Genomic DNA, 17005 nt, shown 5'->3' on the forward strand with positions numbered 1-17005 from the left:
GCCTGTCGTGTCATGTGCCAGTTTTTGCTTTGTATTGCGCCCGATGCCGGCCTCAGTTCAAGCCGCCGCCGATGACGGAGAGCTTGCTGAAGGTGGCGGTCTGGGTGGCGGTATTGCTGCCCGAGGAGACCGCCATGCCGACATACAGTGTCGGCGCCGTCACGTTGACGCTGGTGGCCTCGGTCCAGGTGAGGCCATCGCGCGAAGCTGCCGAGTACAGGGCATTGCCGCGCCGCTCGATGCGCACCCACACCGGCAGCGTGGTCGACGAATAGCCCGGCAGCACCGACTTGTTGTCGCCGTTGATGGCGCGGCGGATCTCACCCGTGTTGGCATAGCGTGCCGTCCAGGCAAAGGTGCCGGAGCCCGACAGCGAATCGGTCGCCAGCAGGCCCGCGCGGGCCCCACTGGTGCTGCCGCCCTGCGACAGCATCCTTGCCGTCATGACGAAATTGCCGGTCAGCGGCATGTACTTGAAGTAGTGGTGGTAGCTGGTGGAGGTCGAGATGTTGCCGGCACCCGTGATGGTATGCACGCCGTTCAGGAAGGAACTCGACACCGGCGCCGTCACCGCCGGATGCATCACCCCTTGGCCGACCCCGGTATTGCAGGTGAACAAAGCGGTGCAGACCGGCGCCGTACCCGACGGTGGCGTGGTCGGATCGGTCGGGGGCGGATCGGTCGGCGTCGGGTCGGTCGGCGTCGGCGTCGTGGTGCTGGCCGCGGTGCAGGTCGCGCCGCTGCCCGGATTATTCACGCGTCCGGCGCCCGCATTGTTCTTCACGAACACGCATGCCTGGTCGGCCGGCAGGGCAGTGTAGCTGTACGGCGGCGTCCAGTTGGCCAGGCGCGGCAGGCCGGTCGCCGTCATGAGCGTGTTCGAGATATCGATCGCGCCGCCCACCCATGGCTTGGTGTCGTCGCCCTTGTCGTTGATGAACAGTTCACCCGAAGCACGGTAGCTGATCGCATCCTTGCCGCTGGAAACCTTGCCGCCAACGGAGGCCGGCTTCAGGTTCTTGAACAGGTAGTAGTTGTTCTCGGACAGCACGTCGGACCGGTAGCGCACATCGAGGCCGCCGGCGAACTTCATGTCCGGGTCGGCGGGGCTGGTGTCGCCCTCGACCAGGTTATTGAAGGTATGCAGCTGGCCGAAGCGGACCAGCGGCAGGCGGCTCGCGGTGCCATGCCAGTACAGGCCGTGGAAGGTGACGTGCAGGCGTCCCTCGTCGCTCCAGGCGCGGCCGCTGTCGCCATTGCCGACCAAGGTCGTCTTGCCATGCTTGAAGAAATAGCTGTTCGACAGGGTCACATAGTCGGAACCGCGCACGATATCGAGCGCGCCATCGTGGCGCGTGTCGCTGGCCAGCCGGTCCGGCGTGTCGCCGTCGCTGATGGTGACATGGTCGACCCAGATGTTCTGCGAGCGCGAGATGGTGACGCCGTCCGCATACGCGTTGGCCGAGTCCTCGGGGTTCACGTCCCACGGGGTATCGAGGGCGATGTTGCGGATGATGACGTTGCGGGTCCAGGTGGGGAACAGGTCGCCATCCTTGCCGGCGGCAATCCATGCCTTGAAGTCCGCCTCGGCATTGCCGCCCGGCGCCGCCGGGAGCTCGCCGCCAACCAGGAGCGTGGTGCCGGTGATGCGCGCCGCGCGGCCTTGCGCATCGTTGATGCCGACCAGCGTAGTGTTGGACGGGATGCTGATGGAGCCGCCGAACTTCTGGTCGGTGTAGCTTTCGTATTCCTTGAAGACCGTATTGTTGGCGCTCATGCGCATGTCGATGTGCCCGACGACGCGGATGATCTTGGGCGCCAGTCCGGCCTCGTGCAGCGCGGCCACCAGTTGCTGGCCGTTGTACACGGTATAAACGTGCTGGGGCGCGGCGTTGCGCCCACCGGTGACGACGACTTTCTGGTGCGCGCTGCCGTTGCGCTTGTAGCTGTGCCAGCCAACGTTCGGCGCCACGTCGCATTCGAAGGTCAGCACGCCGTTGGTGGGATCGGAGGTGGCGAACTGCCACGTCGGCAGCACCGGGGCGGCGCGATAATTGGTCGGCGAGTGCTTGCCACCGATCAGGACCGGTGCGCCGGGCCTGCGGGTACCGTAGGTGCCGAGCTGGAGTGGCGTAGACTCGCCGGTGAGGGTTTGGGCGTCGATTCCGTCGAGCGCCAGTGCGGGGCAGGCGCCGGCCGAGGTCACCGAAGCGCGGGTTGCTCCCATCGACGCGACGGTCGTAGGCGATTCGGGCGCGCCGGGGCCGCAGGCGCTGAGTGTGAGAGCAATTGAAGCGGCAAGGCAACTGCGATGCAAACTGGCATTCATTGACGTCTCCTATTTATTTTTTAAGAGGTGAATTGATCAGGCCAATTTTCCATCTGCTCCGACCGAAAGAATTTTGGTCCGACCAATCGAGTTAATGTAACTACAATTTTTCTCTCCGTCCAGTGCTTTATGTAAAGACGTTGCAGCGCTGTTTTTACGCAACTGAACGTGCATGGAAGATCGGCCTGGCGCATGCTGGCGGCGCGCGGCTCCCTGGCAGGGGCCAACCTGCTTTGCCAAAATCGCGTATCGTTCCGGCATGGCTTTGCGGAGAGAACGATGAACAAACTGGACGTGGATGTCGCCGTCATCGGCACCGGCACCGCCGGCATGACGGCTTATCGCGCCGCCAAGGCGCAGGGTGCGCGGGTCGTGGTGATCGAAAGCGGCCACTACGGCACCACCTGTGCCCGCGTCGGCTGCATGCCGAGCAAGCTCCTGATCGCCGCGGCCGAGGCGGCGCATGCGATGCGGCATGCCGCGCCCTTCGGCGTGCATGCCGGCGAGGTCCGCATCGACGGGCCGGCCGTGATGGCGCGCGTGCGCAGCGAGCGCGACCGTTTCGTGGGCTTCGTGCTGGAAGGCGTCGAGGCCATGCCGGAGGAGGACAGGTTGCGCGGCCACGCGCGCTTCACCGGCCCGCACACGCTGGTGGTCGACGATCACACCGAGGTCCAGGCTGCCCGCATCGTGATCGCCACCGGTTCGGCGCCGCTGCGCCTGCCCGAGCTCGAGAACGTCGGCCCCGGCATCGTCACCAGCGACGATGTGTTTTATTGGGACGACCTGCCCAGGTCGGTGGCCATCATCGGCACCGGCGTCATCGGGCTGGAGCTGGGCCAGGCCCTGCACCGCCTCGGCGTGCGCGTCAAGCTGTTCGCGCGCGGCGGCAGCATCGCCCACATCACCGATCCGGAAGTGCTGCGCGCGGCCGGGCGTGTGCTCAACGAGGAGCTGGACATCCAGTTCCAGTCGAAGGTCGTGGGCGCAGTCCAGGAAGGGAACGAGGTGGCCTTGCGCGTCAGCGACGCCCTCGGCAAGGAAAACACCGAGCGTTTCCAGTATGTGCTGATGGCCGCGGGCCGCATCCCCAATGTGCATGACATCGGGCTGGAACACAGCGGCCTCGAGCGAAGTGAAGACGGCATCCCGCTATTCGATACCCGTACCATGCAGTGCGGGACCAGTCACATCTTCATCGCGGGCGACGCCAACAACGAGCGCCCGCTGCTGCACGACGCGGCCGACCACGGCAAGATCGCCGGCGACAACGCGGGCCGCTACCCGGACGTGCGTCCCGGCCTGCGCCGCGCGCCGATCGCGGTGGCCTTCACCGAACCGAACATCGCCACCCTCGGCGCCAGTTACCGCAGCCTGTGCGAAGGCGGCCAGCGCAAGTTCGCGGTCGGCTCGGTATCGTTCGCGAACCAGGGACGCAGCCGGGTGATGTTGCAGAACAAGGGGGTGCTACGGGTGTATGCGGAATACGGCTCGCGGCGCTTCCTGGGCGCCGAGATGATCGCGCCGCGCGGCGAGCACCTGGCGCACACACTGTCATGGGCCTGCCAGATGCGCATGACGGTGGACCAGATGCTGGAGATGCCGTTCTATCACCCGGTGATCGAGGAGGGCGTGCGCACCGCCCTGCGCGACCTGGCGGCGTGCCTGGCAAAGGGGGAAAGCGAGATCGATGCGGCCGATAGCGAACCGGGTACCTAGGCGTCTCCGGTTTTATCAACCGTTAGCTTGAAGACCGTCGCCCCGGCGCAGGCCGGGGCCCAAGTTCGGTGCGCAGCCGGAGCGTACGCAAACGTCGGTGAGGCTCAGTTCAGGCGGGTGGCATCGAGCTTGCCGTCCTGCGCCAGCTGGCGCACGATGCGTACGGTATCGATGTCGGCTTCCTGGTAGGCCGAGCGCTTGAAGTCGTCGTACATTTCGTTGGCCGGGTCGGTATGCTCGCCCTGGCCGTCGTCGTAGCAGAAACGCACCAGCAGCATGGCGCTGGTCGGCGCCTCGATGATCATGCGCAGGCTCGATGCCGCGATCTCGCCCTGGGCCGGCACCTCGAAGCGCACTTCCTTCAGCGGTGTCAGGTGCACGACGTCGTCGATCACCAGGTCGCCGTAGCGCAGGCGGCGTGCGAAGCTGCCGCTGGTGCGCTCGCCGATCGTGCATTCGTCCAGGTGCGGCACGAACATCATGGGCGATTCGGCGCGCATGACCAGCCCGCGCCACAGCTGTTCGATCGTGATGGTATCGATCAGCGGGTTGAGCGGATCGTTGATCTGGATGAGATGTTCAAATTTCATGGTGCAGGATATCCGAAATGAGGCTTGGCGCGCGGCGCCACAAGGGTGCGATGGTACCCGATTGCGACCCGTTCCGTCGCGCCGCTGCCTGCTGATTGCCCAGGTCAGTTGTCAGTTATTACCCAAAAACAGTGCATGCTGCTTGCGCTGGAAGAATGCGATCGCCACCAGGATCGCGAACGAGATCGCCAGCAGCACCAGGGCATAGGCGTGGGCGGCCGCGTAGTTGAGCTTTTGCGCCTCGTCGTAGAGCGCAATCGAGGCCACCCGGGTCTGGCCCGGGATGTTCCCGCCCAACATGAGCACGACGCCGAATTCGCCCATCGTGTGGGCAAAGCTGAGCGACAGGCCGGTCAGGATGCCGTTGCGCGACAGCGGCAGCACGATCGAGAAGAAGACCTGGCGCCGGGTCAGGCCCAGGGCCAGGGCCGACTGCACCAGGTCATGGCTGACGTTGCGGAAGGCCGACTGGATCGGCTGCACCGCGAACGGCAGGCTGTATACGACAGAACCGGCCACCAGGCCGGCGAAGGAGAAGGGCAGCGGGTGCCCGAACACCGACAGCCAGGCCGCGCCCAGCGGGCGCTGCGGCGCCATCAGCATCAGGAGATAAAAGCCGATGACCGTCGGCGGCAGCACGATCGGCAGGCTGACCAGGGTTTCGATGAACAGGATGCCGCGCATCCGGCTGTTGTTGAGCCAATTGGCGAGCGGAATCGAGATCGCCAGCAGCACCAGCGAGGTGACCAGGGACAGCCGCAGCGTCAGTTCGAGCGCGGCCCAGAGCTCGGGGGAAAAGACGGCCGAGGTGAAAGACGCCGCTTCAATCATTCGCAGCAGCCGGCAGGCTGAAGCCGTTGCGCTCGAGGATGGCGCGTGCCGCCGGTGAACCCAGGAAGCGCACGAAGCGCGCCGCCAGCGCTTCACGGCTGCCGGCACGGGTAACGATGGCGCCCTGTTCGATCGGCGCCACCCCCTTGTCATCGATCAGGTGATAGCGGCCCACGCCCGCCATCCTCGGCGCGCGCACGGTGGCCAGCGAGACGATGCCCAGCTGGGCGTTGCCGGTCTGGACGAACTGGGCCGCCTGCGCGATGTTCTCGCCGATCACGAGGCGCGGCTGCACCGCTTCCCACAGCTTGTCGCGCTCCAGCACCGCCCTGGCGGCACGGCCGTAGGGCGCCGTGTCCGGGTTGCCGATGGCCACGCGCGCCACGCGCGGGTCGCGCAGCAGCGCCAGGCCCTGTCCCACGTCCAAGCGCGGGTCCAGTGTCCACAGTACGATCCGGCCGACGGCATATGGGCGCAAGGTGGCGCCGTCGGCGGCGCCCAGCTTCGCCAGCTCGGTCGGATACATCATGTCGGCCGAGAGGAACACGTGGAAGGGCGCGCCGTTGCGGATCTGGGCAAAAAAATTGCCGGAAGCGCCAGTCGACACCTTGACCACCGCCCCGGGCACCTCCTTGCGAAAGGCTGCCGCCAGGTCATCGATGCAATACGCCAGGTCGCTGGCCGCCGCCACCAGCAAGGTGGCGGCGCTGGCGGGCAGCGACAGCAGTGTTGCAAACAGGATGACAAGTAATTTTTTCATTGGATCATTTTAGCGCGCTCGCGAACTCATCGTTACAATACCCGCCCACCCTGCAGAAATCTTTCCCATGTCCAACGCACCGAAATTCGGCCTCAACGGGCCGCAGAGCGAAGCCGTGCTCTATCTCGACGGCCCCTGCCTGGTGCTGGCCGGCGCCGGCTCGGGCAAGACGCGTGTCATTACGCAGAAGATCGCCTACATGATCGAAGACCGCGGCTACGACCCGCGCACGATTGCGGCGCTCACCTTCACCAACAAGGCGGCGCTCGAGATGCAGGAGCGTATCGGCAAGCTGCTCAAGCAGCCGAAGCAGGCCAAGCAGCTGACTGTCTCCACTTTCCACTCGCTGGGGGTCAAGATCCTGCGCCAGGAAGCGGCCGGGGTCGGCCTGAAGGACAAGTTCTCGATCATGGACAGCGACGACTGCTACACCGTCGTGTCCGACCTGGCGCTGACCACGGACAAGCAGGAGATCCGCCGCATCCAGAACGCGATCTCGCTGTGGAAGAACGGGCTGGTCGACCCCGAAGACGCGATCCGCAACGCGAAAGACGAGGACGAGGCGATGTCCGCGCGCGTCTACCGCAGCTACCTGGCCACGCTGCAGGCCTACCAGGCGGTCGACTTCGACGACCTGATCCGCCTGCCGGTGGAGCTGTTCCGCAACAATGAATCGATCCGCGACCGCTGGCAGCGCCGCCTGCGCTACCTGCTCATGGACGAATACCAGGACACCAACACCTGCCAGTACGAGCTGGTGAAACTGCTGGTGACGGGGCTCGGCAAGAAGCCGATGTTCACCGCCGTGGGTGACGATGACCAGGCGATCTACGCCTGGCGCGGCGCCTCGGTGGAAAACCTGAAAACCCTGCAGGTCGACTTTCCCGACCTGCAAGTCATCAAGCTCGAACAGAACTACCGCTCGACCACGCGCATCCTGCAGGCCGCCAATGCAGTCATCGGCAACAACCCGAAGCTGTTCGAGAAGTCGCTCTGGTCCGAACACGGCCTGGGCGAGCCGATCGAGGTGCTCGGCATGCAGAGCGACGAACAGGAAGCCGAGCAGGTTGCCATCATGATCTCGGCCGACCATTTCCAGCGCAAGAACAAATGGGCCGACTACGCGATCCTGTACCGCGGCAACCATCAGGCGCGCGTGATCGAACAGTCCCTGCGCAAGGAGCGCATCCCCTACACGATGTCCGGCGGCCAGAGCTTCTTCGATAAAGCCGAGATCAAGGACATCATCGCCTACCTGCGCCTGATCGCGAACCAGGACGATGACCCGGCCTTCATCCGCGCCGTCACGACGCCGAAGCGCGGGGTCGGCATGGCTACCCTGGAGACGCTCGGCGAATTCTCCAAGCAGTGGAACTGCTCGCTGTTCGAGGCGGCGCGCAAGGGCGGGCTGGAAGCCAAGCTGGCCGAGCGCCAGCTGGCGCCGCTGCGCGACTTCTGCCGCTTCATCCTGGAGCTGGAAGACCGCGCCACGCGCCCCGGCCCCTCGGGCAGCGGCGACAATGCCGCCGAGGTGCTCGACGACATGATGAAGGAGATGAACTACGAGCACTACTTGTACGAGAACTTCGACGACCGCGCGGCCCAGGCCAAGTGGCAGAACGTACTGGAATTCACCAACTGGCTCAAGGAACGCGGCCGGGGCGGGCGCGAGCGCGACGGCGAGGAAAAGAACCTGCTCGAACTGACCCAGATGGTGGCCCTGATGTCGATGCTGGAGGGCTCGGACGAGGAACAGGACGCGGTGCGCATGTCGACCCTGCATGCCTCCAAGGGTCTGGAGTACCCGCACGTGTTCCTGGTCGGGGTGGAAGAAGGCATCCTGCCGCACAAGGGCGACCCGGACGCGCCGGTGGAAGTCATCGCCGCGCGCATCCAGGAAGAGCGGCGCCTGATGTACGTGGGCATCACCCGTGCCCAGCGCACCCTGCGCCTGACCTGGTGCAAGAAGCGCAAGCGCGCAGGCGAGCTGGTGCATTGCGAGCCTTCGCGCTTCATCAAGGAAATGGCACTCGACGTGGGCGATGCGCCGCCGAAGGAAACCGAAGTGCTGACACCCAAGGAAAGGCTGGCCAACCTGAAAGCCTTGCTGGCCACGCCAAAAAGCGCCTGACGACGCCTGCAGGGGGCCCGCCCTTGGTGCTGCCATATTGTCTTCGAGGACGCGACTGCCCTGATGCCGGCACGTTTCCGCCCTGCTTATGCGTTGCGCATAAGCCTTGAAAAGGTGGCAAGGGTGCGCACGATTGAAATTCTTATTTGACTTCAATTGTGTCGCAGGAAATACTTTCCGGAAAGCGAGCTCATCCGCACAATCTTCTGCTTATTTCCTTTGTCATGGCAACCGTTTCGAACATCACTGTCACTCCCCATTCCGGTCTGAACCATATCGATGCGCTGCTCGATGTCGGCCCCGACTGGAATTACCTGACTTCGGCAACACCGAACACGATCTACTACACGTTTTCGATTACTTCCGGTATCGAAATCGATTCAAAAACCAAACAACCGGTGACCGGGCAGGAAACCTTCACCCTGGAACAGCAGGTGGCGACGCGTACCGCGTTCAGTTACCTGGCCGAGATTACCGGCATCCAGTTCGTTGAAACGGCGGTCGGCAGCAATGCCCAGATCCACCTTGCCAATCTCGACATCAAGGATAGCCAGACCGTCGGCCTGGCCAGCTGGCAAAGCAGCTATTCGTACGTCGGTGACCAGCTGAAAAGCTATTCGGCGAATGCCTGGGTGTACCTGGACAACGTCGAATGGCGGTTCCAGAACCGCGACCTGACGCCAGGCGGCCCCGGTTACCAGACCCTGCTGCATGAACTGGGGCACGCACTCGGCTTGCGCCATCCGTTCCATGAAGCCGATGAACACGACCACATCCACCTGCCGGCGGCACAGGACAACACTGCCAATACGCTGATGTCCTACAAGGACGTTGGCGGACCCTACAGCACTTTCGGCCCTTATGACATCGCTGCCCTGAATTGGCTCTATGGCCGTGATGGCCTGGGCGGCCGGCTCGGCGTTGGCGCCGAAGGGTCGTACTTCACCGGCACCGATGGCGACGATATTTTCTATAGCACGAAAGGAAACGACATGTTTGATGGCCGGGGTGGCAATGACACGGTGGTTTACACGGGTCCACGAAGCAATTACACGATTACCAATAATGTCGACGGCAGCCTGCGCGTTGCCAGCGTCGCGGACGGTATCGATACCCTGCTGTCGATCGAGGAATTGCGTTTTACCGACATGAGCGTGTCGCGCGCGAACGTGGCCGACACGGTAGCACCGGCTGCCCCGACTTTTACGGTGACTAAGAATGCCGCCGGCTACGCCACCGGGAGCGATGCGATCATCAACGGCGCCGCGGAAGCGAATTCGACGGTGACGATTTACGTCAACCAGACCGCAGTGGGCACGGCCACGGTGGGGGCGAACGGCCTGTGGAAATTTGTCGCCAAGGGATTGCCGGATGGCCTGAACTACCGGGTCCATGCAACCGCAACGGATGCTGCCGGCAATACCTCGGCCAGCAGCGCGATTGCCACCTTCAACATCGACGGCAAGGCGCCGACGACGCCCACCAATACCTTTACGCTCGATGCCGGCGGCAACCGGCCCGTCTTCAGCGGCACCGGCGAGGCCGGTACCACGATTTCCCTGATCCACGTGACCGAGAAGTTCGAAATCGCCCGTACCACCGTCGGTGCAGACGGTAAATGGAGTATCGCGTCTGCACCACTGCCGAACGGTACGTATTCGGTCAACGCCGTCTCCATCGACATCGGCGACAACGTCTCGGCTGCCAACAGCAACATGAACTTCGTCATCGCCAGCAGCGCCAACCAGAACGGCACGCCGGGCAACGACCGTTTTACCGCGGGTGCGGGTGACAACGCCATCAACGGCGGCGCCGGCATCGACACCGTCGTGTATGCCGGAAGCATGGCCGATTACACGATCGCCCGCGGCGTCTGGGGCAGCACGGTCACCGCCAAGTCGGGTAACGGCGGTACCGACGGCCTGTACAACGTCGAACGGGTCCAGTTCAGCGACGGCTACAAAGCCCTCGATATCGAGGGCGTCGGCGGCCAGGTGTACCGCCTGTACGAAGCCGTTCTCGGCCGCCCGGCGGAAGCTGCGGGCCAGGGGTACTGGATGTGGCGCATGGAGAGCACCGGCACGTCGCTGCTGCAGGTTGCAAACGAGTTCATGAAGCAGAAGGAATTCGACGCGTTGTACGGCATCAACCCGACCGAGGCGCAGTTCGTGCGCCAGCTGTACCTGAACATCCTCGACCGCGAGCCCGACGCTGCCGGCTATGAGTACTGGATCAACGTCATCAACGACGACAATCGCGCGCAAATCATCGTCGATTTCAGCGAAGGCTTCGAAAACAAGGCGCAGGTCATCGAGATCATCGGGAGCGGCATCGAATTCACGCCGTGGAACCAGCCATAATCACCGGCAGGCACCGGGGCAAGACTGGCATAATGCCGGTTTTGCACCGGCGTTTGCCAGGGGTTGCCAATGAGTCAGGAAGACCGCTTCACAGATCGCTTTGTCGATATCGAGATCAAGCTCGCGCACCAGGAAGACCTGGTCGAGACGCTGAACCAGACCATCTACCGCCAGGGACGCCGCATCGACCAGCTCGAGGCGATGGTCGCTGCGCTGGCCGACCACGTCCGCACCCTGCAATCCACGCGCCAGGGCCCGGTCAACGAGAAACCGCCGCACTACTGAGCAGTACTGAGCAGCGCGCCCAGCCGCTTGCCCAGGCACAGCAGGGTCAGGGTCGGCGGCAGTCCCCATGCCTGCGGGATCACCGAGGCGTCGCACACGTGCAGCCCGGGTGCGGCGCGCAATTCGCTGTCGACGCCCGCGCCCGCCTTTGCTCCGATGGGAATGCTGCCGCCCGGGTGCGCGGCGAAATGGTGGGTCGCGAAGATGTGGTGCGCGCCCGCCTGTTCCAGGATCGCGCGCGCCATCCCGATGCCTTTGTCGAAACGCGCGCGGTCGCCCGGCGTCAGCCGCTTGTCCACCCAGCGCGGCCCGATCCTGCCGCCGATGTCGTCGCGGATCTTGACCATGATGCTCAGGGACTGCGCATGCGCGCCGAGGCGGTCGACGCGGCCCGCCTGCAAGGCGAAGGCCGTATACATCGGGCGCGGCAGCGTGAGGTCGGCCAGCGCGATGCCCTCATGCGGAAAGCCGGCGCCGGCCGCCATCGGCACCTCGGCGCCGCCCTTGCCCTCATCCATGTCGTCGACACTGCCCATGACCGCGACCACCGGATCGCTGAAGAACGGGGCGTGGCGCGGCGCCAGGCCGGATGCATGCAGCAGGCGCGGGCTCCCGACACCGCCGGCCGCCAGCACCACCAGCGGCGCGCGCACGATGTGGTTTCGGCCGGCGTGCACCAGTTCCACGCCGGCCGCGCGTCCGCCTTCCATCAGCACGCGCAGCACGCGCGTACGGTCGCCCAGCACCGCGCCGTGGCGGCAGGCTTCATCGACGAAGTCGCGCGCGCTCCACTTGGCACCGTAAGGGCAGCCGTACACGCAGCGCCAGCAGCCGCTGCGGCAGGCCTGGGGCCGGATCATCTTGTCGAGTTTTTGCCAGTCGAAACCGGCGGCACGCGCGGCTGCCGTGATGCGCCCGGCCATCGGGCCGACCAGGCTGTCGGGCAGGGGCGCCAGCGGCAGTTCGGCGCGCAGCGCGGCCAGGGCCGGGGCCAGGTCGATGCCGTGGGCCGCGAACATGCCGAGGGGAGGCGGCGCGGCGGTGGCGAAGTTCAGCGCCGAGCTGCCGCCGAGCGTGGTCCCCGCCACCAGCAGCGAGGCGTCGCGGTGCAGCCAGCTTCCCTTGCCCGGCAGCGCCATCGTGGCCATCTGGCCCAGGGTGCCGCGCAGGGGCGCGGCGCTGCCCTGCTCGAGAATCAGCACGCGCAGGCCGGCACGCGCCAGTTCGCGCGCGGTGCTGGCGCCGCCGGGGCCGGTGCCGGCGACGATCGCGTCATAGGGATGGGAAGGAAAATCCATGTCGAAGAAGGCGGTGGAAGCGGATGCTAACACGCTTCATCGACTCATTCCTGATACATGCGGATACATGACGGATACAAGGCGGATACATGTGCCATACATACCTTTTTTATTGTGACGGCATGCGTATAAGCCTGCTATGATCTCCGCGCACAGGCTGTCGAGCCCGCCCGGCAGCTCCTTTCAAGAGTCCCTGAAAGATCTCATGAACCGACCACATCTGCTCATCGTTGCCGCCAGCCTTGCGCTCGCGCACGCAGCCGCAGTTGCCGCGCCTTCGGCGTCGCTCGTGTCCGCTGCGCCTGCTGCCATCGACGCTTCCAATCCGTTCGCCCAGCCGAGCAGCCTGCCGCTGAACTACCCGGCCTTCGACAAGATCAAGGACGAGCATTTCCTGCCCGCCTATGCCGCCGGCATGGCCGAGCACCTGAAGGAAATCGACGCGATCGCGACCAGCCGCGCCGCGCCGACCTTCGACAACACGATCGTCGCCATGGAGCGTGCCGGCCAGATGCTGGCGCGCGTGGCCGCCGTGTTCTCGAACCTGCAGACCGCCAATACCAACGACCGCCTGGACGCGATCGACCGCGAGATGTCGCCCAGGCTGGCGGCGCACAACGACGCAATCTACCTGAACCCGGCCCTGTTCAAGCGCATCAAGACGCTGCACGACAAGCGCGCCAGCCTGGGCCTGGATGCGGAATCGCACTTCCTGCTCGAGCGCGTGTACAAGGAATTCGTGCGCGCGGGCGCCAACCTGTCGAACGCCGACAAGGACAAGCTCAAGAAGTACAACGGCGAGATCGCCTCGCTGCAGTCCGACTTCTCGCAACGCGTGCTGAAGGAAGCCAACGCGTCGGCGCTGATCGTCGACACCCGCGCAGAGCTGGCCGGTTTCTCGGACGCCGAGGTCAATGCCGCCTCGCTTGAGGCGGAAAAGCGTGGCCTGAAAGGCAAGTACGCCATCGCCCTGGTCAACACCAGCAGCCAGCCCGCGCTGGCCAGCCTCACCAACCGCAAGACGCGCGAGCGCCTGATGGCGGCATCCTTGAATCGCGGCAGCCGCGGCGGCGAGTTCGACACCCGCCAGATCGTGCTGCGCCTTGCCAAGCTGCGCGCCGAACGTGCCGCGCTGCTGGGCTACCCGAACTACGCCGCTTATTCGCAGGAGCTGGAAACCGCCAGGAACCCGGCGGCCGTCAACCAGCTGCTGGCCGAACTGGCCAAGCCGGCGGTGAACAATGCGCGCAAGGAAGCGGCCGAGATCCAGAAAGTGATCGACCAGGAAAAAGGTGGCTTCAAGGTCGCTGCCTACGACTGGCCGCTGTACCAGGACAAGGTGCGCGCCGCGAAGTACAACTTCGACGAGAACCAGCTCAAGCCCTACTTCGAATTGAACCGCGTGCTGGTCGATGGCGTGTTCTTCGCCGCGACCAAGGAATTCGGCATCACCTTCAAGGAGCGCAAGGACCTGCCGGTATACGACCCGGACGTGCGCGTGTTCGACGTGTTCGACCACGACGGCAAGCAGCTGGCGATCTTCCTGTTCGACCCCTATGCCAGAGGCAACAAGCAGGGCGGCGCCTGGATGAACGAATACGTGTCGCAGTCGCACCTGCTGGGCCGCCGCCCGGTGGTCGGCAACCACCAGAACATCCCGAAGCCGCCGAAGGGCCAGCCGACGCTGCTGACCTACGATGAAGTGCGCACCATGTTCCACGAGTTCGGCCATGCCCTGCACGGCATCTTCTCGGACGTGAAGTACCCGCACTTCTCGGGCACCAACGTGCCGCGCGACTTCGTCGAGTATCCGTCGCAGGTCAACGAAATGTGGGCGACCTGGCCCGAAGTGCTGGCCAATTACGCCAAGCACCACCAGACCGGCGCGCCGATGCCGAAAGAACTGCTGGACAAGGTGATCGCGGCCAGGAAGTTCAACCAGGGCTACATGACGACCGAATACCTGGCCGCCTCGCTGATCGACCAGCGCTGGCACCAGCTCAAGCCGAACCAGATTCCGACGGACGTGCTGGCGTTTGAAGCCAGGGCGCTGAAGGATGCCGGCGTGGACTTCGCGCCGGTGCCGCCGCGCTACCGCACGACCTACTTCTCGCACTCGATGAACGGCGGCTACTCGGCCGGCTACTACGCCTACCTGTGGAGCGAAAAGCTCGACGCCGACACCGTCAGGTGGTTCGAGGAGAACGGCGGCCTGACCCGCAAGAACGGTGACCACTTCCGCAAGACCCTGCTCTCGCGCGGCGGCACCACCGAGGCCATGAACCTGTTCCGCAATTTCCGTGGCCGCGATCCGGTCATCGAACCGCTGCTGGAGCGCCGCGGCCTGGTTGGCAACTGAGTTGGCAACCAGGTCAGCAACTGAGCTGGCAACTGCGCCGGCAACTGCGCCGGTAATTGATCCCTTCCCCGCGCCCGACCCTTCTTCGCCGAGCCACAAGCCCGGCGGAGGGCAGGGCAGGCGTGTTCCATCGCTGTATATCAACACCAGAGACACCATGAATCGTCCTCGTATGCTCCTGATCGCGGCTGCCGTCGCGATGGCCAACCTGGCCTATGCCGCACCAGCCTCGCAGCTCGATGCGTCCAACCCGTTCGCCAAGCCGAGCACCTTGCAGTACGGCTATCCGGCCTTCGACAAGATCAAGAACGAGCACTTCGCGCCGGCGTTCGCCGAGGCGATGCGCCAGCAGGCGCTCGAAGTCGAGGCGATCGCCAACAACAAGGCCGCGCCGACTTTCGAGAACACCATCGTCGCGATGGAGCGTTCGGGCCAACTCCTGAGCCGTGTGTCGCCGGTGTTCTACACCCTGGTCGGTTCCTACACCAACGACACCCTGCAAGCCCTGGACAAGGAACTGGCGCCGAAGATGGCCGCGCACGGCGACGCCATCCGCCTGAATCCGAAGCTGTTCCAGCGCATCCAGACCCTGTACGCCAAGCGCGACAAGCTGGGCCTGGACGCCGAATCGAAATACCTGCTCGAGCGCTACCATAAGGACTTCGTGCGCGCCGGCGCCAAGCTCTCCAACGCCGACAAGCAGAAGCTGCGCGAGTACAACGCCAAGCTGGCTGCCCTGCAGACCCAGTTCAGCCAGAACGTGCTGAAAGAAGTCAACGCGTCGGCCTTCGTGGTCGATACCCGCGAAGAGCTGGCCGGCCTGCCGGAGAAGGTCATCGACGCCGCCGCCGCGGAAGCGAAGAAGCGCGGCCTGGACGGCAAGTTCGTGATCCCGGTCGTGAACACCACCCAGCAGGGCCCGCTGTCGATGCTGACCAACCGCGCTACCCGCGAGAAGCTGCTGTCGGTATCGATGGCGCGCGGCTCGCGCGGCGGCGAATTCGACAACCGCGAAGCCGTGCTGCAACTGGCCAAGCTGCGCGCCGAGCGCGCCGAGCTGCTGGGCTACGCCAGCCACGCCGCCTATTCGCTGGAAGACCAGACCGCCAAGAACACCACCGCCGTCAACAAGCTGCTGTCCGACCTGGCGACGCCGGCAGTGCGCAACGCGAAGAAGGAAGCAGCCGAGATCCAGCAGGTGATCGATGCCGAAAAGGGTAACTTCAAGGTCGCGGCCTACGACTGGAACTTCTACAGCGACAAGGTGCGCGCCGCCAAGTATGCCTTCGACGCCAACCAGCTCAAGCCCTACTTCGAACTGAACCGCGTGCTCGAAGACGGCGCCTTCTTCGCTGCCACCAAGCTGTGGGGCATCACCTTCAAGGAACGCAAGGACCTGCCGACCTACGACGCCGACGTGCGCGTCTACGACATCTTCGAAGAGAACGGCGAGCACCTGGCGATCTTCGTGCTCGACCCGTATGCGCGCCCGAACAAGCGCGGCGGCGCATGGATGAGCTCGCTGGTCAGCCAGAGCACCCTGCTGGACAAGAAGCCGGTCATCACCAACAACCTGAACCTGGTCAAGCCGGCGCCGGGCGAACCGACCCTGCTGAGCTGGGACGAAGTGCGCACCACCTTCCACGAACTCGGCCACGGCACCCACGGCTGGTTCTCGAAAGTGAAGTACCCGCGCTTCTCGGGCACCAGCGTGCCGCGCGACTACGTCGAGCTGCCGTCGCAGGTCTACGAGATGTGGATGGCCTGGCCGGAAGTGCTGGCCAACTACGCCAAGCACTACCAGACCGGCGAGCCGATGCCATCGGCCCTGCTGGACAAGCTGCAGGCGTCGCAGCGCTTCAATGAAGGCTACCGCACCACCGAGTACCTGGCGGCGGCGGTGATCGACCAGCGCTGGCACCAGCTGGGCTCGAAGGCAATCCCGGCCGACGTGAAGAGCTTCGAGGAGCAGGCACTGCGTGACGCCGGCCTCGACTTCGCGCCGGTCCCGCCGCGCTACAGCTCTACCTACTTCTCGCACGCGTTCTCGGGCGGCTACTCGGCCGGCTACTACAGCTACCTGTGGGCCGAGCGCCTGGACGCCGACGCGGGCGAATGGTTCAAGGAAAACGGTGGCCTGAACCGCAAGGCCGGCGAGCGCTTCCGCCAGATGGTCCTGTCCAAGGGCGGCACCATGGACGCGGTGCAGATGTACCGCAACTTCCGTGGCCGTGATCCGGTCATCGAGCCGCTGCTGGAACGCCGCGGCCTGAACTAACCGGGAAGGGCCGCTTCGGCGGCCCTTTTCGCTTGCCGTCTTATTTTCATACCAACCACAACGAG

General features: G+C 64.8%; 11 protein-coding genes. 6 read left to right on the forward strand and 5 right to left on the reverse strand.

What is annotated here, in order from left to right:
• Positions 1 to 52: 52 nt before the first annotated feature.
• On the reverse strand, positions 53 to 2227 hold the full coding sequence (locus ACFFJK_RS10950) for a pectate lyase family protein (RefSeq protein WP_379679161.1): 2175 nt from the start codon (positions 2225 to 2227) through the stop codon (positions 53 to 55).
• 381 nt (positions 2228 to 2608) lie between these two features.
• Between ACFFJK_RS10950 and ACFFJK_RS10955 the strand changes: the two genes are divergently transcribed.
• Positions 2609 to 4048 (forward strand): dihydrolipoyl dehydrogenase, encoded by a 1440-nt coding sequence (locus tag ACFFJK_RS10955; protein ID WP_379679162.1) that lies wholly within the window; start codon positions 2609 to 2611, stop codon positions 4046 to 4048.
• 104 nt (positions 4049 to 4152) lie between these two features.
• Here ACFFJK_RS10955 and ACFFJK_RS10960 read toward each other — a convergent pair whose 3' ends face one another.
• The 3 genes from ACFFJK_RS10960 to modA all read right to left on the reverse strand — a co-directional run bounded on the left by ACFFJK_RS10960 (position 4153) and on the right by modA (position 6229).
• A complete protein-coding gene (locus tag ACFFJK_RS10960) occupies positions 4153 to 4638 on the reverse strand; it encodes an SRPBCC family protein (protein WP_379679163.1) in 486 nt (161 codons plus the stop codon).
• Positions 4639 to 4749: 111 nt separating this feature from the next.
• The gene (modB, locus tag ACFFJK_RS10965) at positions 4750 to 5469 is read right to left on the reverse strand and encodes a molybdate ABC transporter permease subunit (protein WP_379679164.1); all 720 of its coding nucleotides are present in this window, start codon (positions 5467 to 5469) and stop codon (positions 4750 to 4752) included.
• Positions 5462 to 6229: a molybdate ABC transporter substrate-binding protein gene (gene modA / locus ACFFJK_RS10970; RefSeq protein WP_379679165.1), complete on the reverse strand. Its 768-nt coding sequence runs from the start codon at positions 6227 to 6229 to the stop codon at positions 5462 to 5464. Before modA ends, modB begins: the two co-directional genes overlap by 8 nt.
• Before the next feature lie 67 nt (positions 6230 to 6296).
• Between modA and ACFFJK_RS10975 the strand changes: the two genes are divergently transcribed.
• The 3 genes from ACFFJK_RS10975 (at position 6297) to ACFFJK_RS10985 (ending at position 11005) form a co-directional block, all read left to right on the forward strand.
• Entirely contained in the window at positions 6297 to 8360 is a 2064-nt protein-coding gene (locus ACFFJK_RS10975) for a UvrD-helicase domain-containing protein (RefSeq protein ID WP_379679166.1), read from the forward strand.
• Between the two features lie 224 nt (positions 8361 to 8584).
• Complete coding sequence (locus tag ACFFJK_RS10980) at positions 8585 to 10720, forward strand: DUF4214 domain-containing protein (RefSeq protein ID WP_379679167.1); 2136 nt, start codon at positions 8585 to 8587, stop codon at positions 10718 to 10720.
• 69 nt (positions 10721 to 10789) lie between these two features.
• The gene (locus ACFFJK_RS10985) at positions 10790 to 11005 is read left to right on the forward strand and encodes a SlyX family protein (RefSeq protein WP_379679168.1); all 216 of its coding nucleotides are present in this window, start codon (positions 10790 to 10792) and stop codon (positions 11003 to 11005) included.
• Here the strand turns inward: ACFFJK_RS10985 and ACFFJK_RS10990 are convergent.
• Positions 10999 to 12336, reverse strand: a complete 1338-nt coding sequence (locus ACFFJK_RS10990) for a GMC family oxidoreductase N-terminal domain-containing protein (RefSeq protein ID WP_379679169.1) — start codon at positions 12334 to 12336, stop codon at positions 10999 to 11001. The genes ACFFJK_RS10985 and ACFFJK_RS10990 overlap by 7 nt on opposite strands.
• Positions 12337 to 12508: 172 nt before the next feature.
• Here ACFFJK_RS10990 and ACFFJK_RS10995 point away from each other — a divergent pair, with 172 nt between their 5' ends.
• The gene (locus tag ACFFJK_RS10995; protein ID WP_379679170.1) at positions 12509 to 14662 is read left to right on the forward strand and encodes a M3 family metallopeptidase; all 2154 of its coding nucleotides are present in this window, start codon (positions 12509 to 12511) and stop codon (positions 14660 to 14662) included.
• 157 nt (positions 14663 to 14819) lie between these two features.
• Complete coding sequence (locus ACFFJK_RS11000; RefSeq protein ID WP_379679171.1) at positions 14820 to 16940, forward strand: M3 family metallopeptidase; 2121 nt, start codon at positions 14820 to 14822, stop codon at positions 16938 to 16940.
• Positions 16941 to 17005 lie beyond the last annotated feature (65 nt).

The sequence above is a fragment of the Massilia consociata genome, assembly GCF_042432755.1.
GTDB classification, from domain to species: domain Bacteria; phylum Pseudomonadota; class Gammaproteobacteria; order Burkholderiales; family Burkholderiaceae_D; genus Telluria; species Telluria consociata.

Excerpts from the sequence above, each read along its gene's own strand:
- ACFFJK_RS10950 (WP_379679161.1), bottom strand. The coding sequence starts at position 2,227 with ATGGGAGCAACCCGCGCTTCGGTGACCTCGGCCGGCGCCTGCCCCGCA.
- ACFFJK_RS10955 (WP_379679162.1), top strand. The coding sequence starts at position 2,609 with ATGAACAAACTGGACGTGGATGTCGCCGTCATCGGCACCGGCACCGCC.
- ACFFJK_RS10960 (WP_379679163.1), bottom strand. The coding sequence starts at position 4,638 with ATGAAATTTGAACATCTCATCCAGATCAACGATCCGCTCAACCCGCTG.
- modB (WP_379679164.1), bottom strand. The coding sequence starts at position 5,469 with ATGATTGAAGCGGCGTCTTTCACCTCGGCCGTCTTTTCCCCCGAGCTC.
- modA (WP_379679165.1), bottom strand. The coding sequence starts at position 6,229 with ATGAAAAAATTACTTGTCATCCTGTTTGCAACACTGCTGTCGCTGCCC.
- ACFFJK_RS10975 (WP_379679166.1), top strand. The coding sequence starts at position 6,297 with ATGTCCAACGCACCGAAATTCGGCCTCAACGGGCCGCAGAGCGAAGCC.
- ACFFJK_RS10980 (WP_379679167.1), top strand. The coding sequence starts at position 8,585 with ATGGCAACCGTTTCGAACATCACTGTCACTCCCCATTCCGGTCTGAAC.
- ACFFJK_RS10985 (WP_379679168.1), top strand. The coding sequence starts at position 10,790 with ATGAGTCAGGAAGACCGCTTCACAGATCGCTTTGTCGATATCGAGATC.
- ACFFJK_RS10995 (WP_379679170.1), top strand. The coding sequence starts at position 12,509 with ATGAACCGACCACATCTGCTCATCGTTGCCGCCAGCCTTGCGCTCGCG.
- ACFFJK_RS11000 (WP_379679171.1), top strand. The coding sequence starts at position 14,820 with ATGAATCGTCCTCGTATGCTCCTGATCGCGGCTGCCGTCGCGATGGCC.